The sequence below is a fragment of the Bradyrhizobium sp. P2_E8 genome (assembly GCF_056403875.1).
On record NZ_JBFUES010000482.1, the window covers coordinates 1 to 5,570 of the forward strand.

Annotated in this window: 3 protein-coding genes; all 3 read left to right on the forward strand. The window is 64.4% G+C overall.

Annotated elements, in window-relative coordinates; all coding sequences use genetic code 11:
* The coding region (locus AC1D00_RS24230; protein ID WP_477012384.1) for a CoA transferase at positions 1 to 993 on the forward strand (993 nt) is incomplete at its 5' end.
* A 169-nt stretch (positions 994 to 1,162) separates the two neighbouring features.
* Entirely contained in the window at positions 1,163 to 2,407 is a 1,245-nt protein-coding gene (locus AC1D00_RS24235; protein ID WP_477012385.1) for an efflux RND transporter periplasmic adaptor subunit, read from the forward strand.
* A gap of 38 nt (positions 2,408 to 2,445) precedes the next feature.
* Complete coding sequence (locus AC1D00_RS24240) at positions 2,446 to 5,562, forward strand: efflux RND transporter permease subunit (protein WP_477012386.1); 3,117 nt, start codon at positions 2,446 to 2,448, stop codon at positions 5,560 to 5,562.
* Positions 5,563 to 5,570 lie beyond the last annotated feature (8 nt).

A 5,570-nucleotide genomic window follows, 5' to 3' on the forward strand; every position in this document is an offset into this window, starting at 1 on the left:
AAGGTGCAGGCCGCGTTGATGCGGTGGAAGGGCGAGGAGTTTGAATCCGCGGCTTACGCTGCAGGCGGCGTCGTTGCCCTGATGCGCTCTTACGACGAGTGGTCCGCACTGCCGCAGGCGCGTGCGCTCGCCGAACTGCCGCTGATGTCGATCGAGAGGATCGACGAAGCCCCGCCAAGGCCGTGGCCTGAAGGCGATCGCCCTCTCGCAGGCCTCCGCGTGCTCGATCTCTCCCGCGTCATCGCAGGGCCAGTCGCCGGCCGCACGCTCGCCGCGCATGGTGCGGATGTGCTGCTGGTGTCGGGGCCGGAGCTACCCGCCATTCCCTGGCTTACCATCGACACCGGCCGCGGCAAGCTCACCACGTTCGTCGAGCTGAAGAGCGAAGCGGGCAGGGCGCAGTTGCGCGAGTTGCTGAAGGACGCCGACATTGTCTCGCAGGGCTATCGCCCGCGTGCGCTTGCCGCCCTCGGCTTCGGGCCCGAGGAGGCCGCGAAGATCAATCCCGGCATCGTCTACGTGACGCTGTCAGCCTACGGCCATGCCGGCCCCTGGGCCGAGCGGCGCGGCTTCGACTCTCTGGTGCAAACCACCACCGGTTTCAACCATGCCGAGGGRCAGGCCGCTGGCATCGACGGTCCCAAGGAACTGCCGGCACAGATACTCGATCACGCTACCGGCTATCTCATGGCGCTTGGCGCGATGATGGCCAAAGCGCGTCAGGCCGGCGAAGGCGGCAGCTGGCACGTGCGCGTGTCGCTGGCGCAGACCGGCCGCTGGTTGTGGAATCTCGGCCGGCTCGACGGCGGACTGGACACCCCGGATCTTACGGGCGAGGCCGTACATGCAGCGTTCATCGCGAGCATGCCATCCGGCTTCGGCACGTTGAAAGCGGTGCGCCATTCGGCGCTGCTGTCGAGAACGCCGACGCAATGGAGCCGTCCGGCGATGCCGCTCGGCAGTCATCCGGCACAGTGGCCGCTGAGAAGCTGACACTTGGCTTACTTGGATAGCTTACTTGGAGCTGACGCGTCGCAAAATTTTAACGCAAACGGAAAGGTGCGGGGCGTTTTTTAGGTTGTTTGAAATCTGAATTCGGCACTATTAGCGCGACCGATGAGGCAGTCATTTGCCGAGATCGTCGCAGACATGACCGGGCCCCATGGTAGTTGAAAATACCAAGCGATTGCAGGTGCTTACAAAACAACGGGTGATCACATCCGTAGTTTTACTGGCACTCGCCGGCGCCGGTGCCTATGGCTTCCTTTATGCGGGGGCCAAGGAAAAAAGTCATTCCGAGGTCTCCAGCCAGTCGCGCAGGAATGCGCAGAACTTCACGCCGACGCCGTCCGAATGGGCGACGCTGACGATCGAGCCGGTCAAGGCCAAGACCTTCCGCGCCGAATATGTCACCGAAGGCAAGGTCGCGGTCGACGAGGATCGCTCGACGCCGGTGTTCTCGCCCTATGCGGGCAGGGTCACCAAGCTGCTCGCCAAGCCGGGCGAGATGCTGAAGCAAGGTCAACCGCTGTTCACGATCGAGGCCGCCGACACCGTGCAGGCCCAGAACGATTTCATCGCGGCGATGACCTCGCAGAACAAGGCGAAGTCGGCGATCGATCTTGCCGACATCCAGTTCAAGCGGGCCAAGGATCTCTATGAGGGCCACGCCATTCCGCTGAAGGACTATCAGCAGGCGGAAGCCACCCAGGTTCAGGCGCAGAACGACATGCGCTCCTCGGCGACGGCGCTGGAAGCCGCACGCAACAAGCTGCGGATTCTCGGCTTCACCGACGAGACCATCAAGGTGTTCCAGGACAAGGGCGTCATCGATCGGGAGATCACGATCTATTCGCCGATCTCCGGCACGGTCGTGCAGCGCAAGATCGGCCCAGGCCAGTACGTCAATTCCGGCGCCAGCGATCCGGTCTTCGTGATCGGCGACCTCTCAACGGTCTGGCTCACCGCCTTCGTGCGCGAGAGCGATGCGGCCGCGGTGTGCATCGGGCAGGACATCACCGTCAACGTGATGGCGCTGCCGGGCCGGCCGCTGACCGCCAAGATCAACTACGTCGCCGCCGCGATCGATCCCAGCACCCGCCGTCTGCTGGTTCGCGCCACCATCGACAACAAGGACGGCCTGCTCAAGCCGGAAATGTTCGCCAACGTCACGATCTATTCGGCTGGCGACCGTGCGGCACCGGCGGTGCCGAAACAGGCGCTGATCTATGAAGCCGACAAGGTTCGCATCTGGGTGGCGCGCGAGGACAAGTCGGTCGAGCTGCGCCAGATCAAGATCGGCCTCATCAACGGCAACCTCGTTGAAGTCACGAGCAACCTGAAGCCCGGCGAGCAGATCGTCACCAAAGGCAGCTTGTTCATCGACCGCGCGGCGTCCGGCAGCTGATCGACGACCCAAAAACTGACAACAAACTGAAGAGCTGAATGGATCGTCTCGTCGCCCTTGCCGTCAACCGGCGCTTCCTGATGGTCGGCATGTTCGTTGCCGTGCTGATCGGCGGCCTGATCGCGTTCAACCAGCTCAACATCGAGGCCTATCCCGACCCGACCCCGCCGATGGTCGACATCGTGACGCAGAGCCCCGGCCTGTCGGCCGAGGAAATCGAGCGTTACATCACGATCCCGATCGAGACCCAGGTCGCGGGTCTGAAGAACCTCACGACCATCCGCACCATCTCGCTCTACGGCCTCTCCGACATCAAGCTCCAGTTCTCCTTCGCCTACACCTATGACGAGGCGTTGCAGCAGGTCTTGAACCGCCTGGCGCAGCTCGCGCCGCTGCCGGGCAATGTGCAGCCGCAGATCTCGCCGCTCAGCCCGATCGGCGAGATCTTCCGCTACCGCCTGGTCGGCCCGCCGAACTACAGCGTGCTCGACCTCAAGACCATCCAGGACTGGATCCTCCAGCGCCGCTTCCGCGCCGTGCCGGGCGTCATCGACGTCACCGGCTGGGGTGGCAAGAGCAAGACCTACGAGCTCCAGGTCGACTTCAACAAGCTCGTCGCCAACGGCCTGACGCTGCCGCAATTGCTCCAGGCGGTCGGCAATGCGAACGTCAATGTCGGCGGCAACACCGTCAATATCGGCCAGCAATCGGCCGTGGTGCGCGGCGTCGGCCTGATACGTTCGATCGACGACCTTGCCAACACCATGGTCTCGCAGACCAACGGCAACCCGGTGCTGGTCAAGGACGTCGCCACCGTCACCGTCGGTCAGAAGCCTCGTCTCGGCATCGCCGGCCTCGACGAGTCCGACGATATCGTACAGGGCATCGTCCTGATGCGTCGTGGCGAGCAGAGCTCGCCAACCATCAAGCGCGTCCACCAGCTCGTTCAAACCATCAACGACTCCAGCATCCTGCCGCCCGGCGTGCGCATCGAGCGCATCTACGACCGCGGCGACCTGATCGAGCTCACCACCCACACCGTGCTGCACAACATGGTGGTCGGCATCCTCCTGATCGTGCTGTTGCAGTGGATCTTTCTCGGCGACCTGCGCAGCGCGCTGATCGTCGGCGCCACCATTCCGTTCGCGCTGTTCTTCGCGGTGATCATCCTGGTGCTGCGCGGCGAATCGGCGAACCTGCTGTCGGTCGGTGCGATCGACTTCGGCCTGATCGTCGATGCCACCGTCATCATGGTGGAAGCGATCTTCCGCCGCCTGACGCAGACGACGCCGGTGTCTGAATCCGAGCACATGTCGCCCGAGACGCTGTTCGGCATGAAGAGCCACGCCATCCTCAGCGCCGCGGCCGACGTGTCGCGCTCGATCTTCTTCGCCGCCGCCATCATCATCGCGGCCTTCCTGCCGCTGTTCACGCTCTCCGGCGTCGAGGGCAACATCTTCGGGCCGATGGCGCGCACCTACGCCTATGCGCTTGCCGGCGGGCTGCTGGCCACCTTCACGGTGACGCCGGCGCTGTCCGCGATCATCCTGCCCGCGCATGTCGAGGAAACCGAGACCAAGGTCATGTTGATCCTGCACCGGATCTACATGCCGGTGCTGCATTGGGCGGTCGCCAATCGCGGCATCATGCTTGGCGGTGCGGTCGGTCTCGTGCTGATGACGGTGGCGCTCAGCCGGCTGCTCGGCCTCGAATTCCTGCCCAAGCTGGAAGAGGGCAATCTCTGGATCCGCGCCACGCTGCCGCCGACCATCTCGCTCCAGGAGGGCAACACCTACGTCAACGAGATGCGCAAGGTGATCCGCGCCCGGCCCGAGGTGGAATCCGTGGTGTCGCAGCACGGCCGTCCCGACGACGGCACCGACGCGGCCGGCTTCTTCAACGCCGAGTTCTTCGCGYCGCTCAAGCCCGTGAGCCAATGGCCCGGCACACGCGACAAGGAAGAGCTGACCGCGCAACTGCTCAAGCAGCTCGACGACCGCTTCCCCGGCGTCGAGTTCAATTTCTCGCAATATCTCCAGGACAACGTCTCCGAAGCTGTCTCCGGCGTGAAGGGCGAGAACTCGATCAAGCTGTTCGGCAGCGATCTGCAGGCGCTCACCGACACCGCCAACAAGATCAAGCAGGTGCTGTCGACCGTGCAGGGTGTCACCGACCTTGCTGTGTTCACCTCGCTCGGGCAGCCGACCATCCAGATCGACATCGACCGCGCCAAGGCCGCGCGCTACGGCCTCGCACCGGGCGACATCAACGCCACCATCAAGGTCGCGATCGGCGGCGACACCGCGGGCGATCTCTACGAGCCCGGCAGCGACCGCCATTTCCCGATCATCGTCCGCCTTGCGCCGGAATATCGCAGGAGCGCGGAGGCGATCCAGAACCTGCGCATCGGCGCGCCCGGCCCGAACGGCACCGTCACGCAGATCCCGTTGAGCGAGGTCGCCAGCATCAGCCTCGTCTCGGGTGCGGCCTACATCTATCGCGAGCAGCAGGAGCGCTACCTGCCAATCAAGTTCTCGGTGCGCGAGCGCGATCTCGGCAGCGCGATCCGCGAGGCGCAGCAGAAGATCGCCGACCAGGTGCAGCTGCCGCCCGGCTCGCACATGGATTGGGTCGGCGAATTCGGCAATCTCCAGGACGCGATCCGGCGCCTGTCGATCGTGGTGCCGATCTCGCTGGCGCTGATCGGCGTCCTGCTCTGGTTCAATTTCGGCTCGATGACCGACACGCTGCTCGCGATGAGCGTGATCCCGATGGCGATCTTCGGCGGCGTGCTCGGGCTGTTGATCACCGGCACCGCGTTCAGCGTCTCCGCGGCGATCGGCTTCATCGCGCTGTTCGGCATCGCGGTTATGGACGGCATCATCATCCTGTCGCAGTTCAATCAGCTCATCGAGGAAGGCATGGACCGCGTGAGCGCGGTGATCCGCACCGGCGAGCTTCAGCTTCGGCCAGTACTGATGACCTGCGTTGTCGCCGGCGTCGGCCTCTTGCCCGCTGCGCTGTCGGAGGGCATCGGCTCGCAAGTGCAGAAGCCGCTCGCGGTCGTCGTCGTCACCGGCATGATGCTGGCACCGGTTGTGATCCTGGTGACGCTGCCGGTGCTGATCTCCTTCTTCTCCCGCCGCGCGCGCTGATCGCGGGC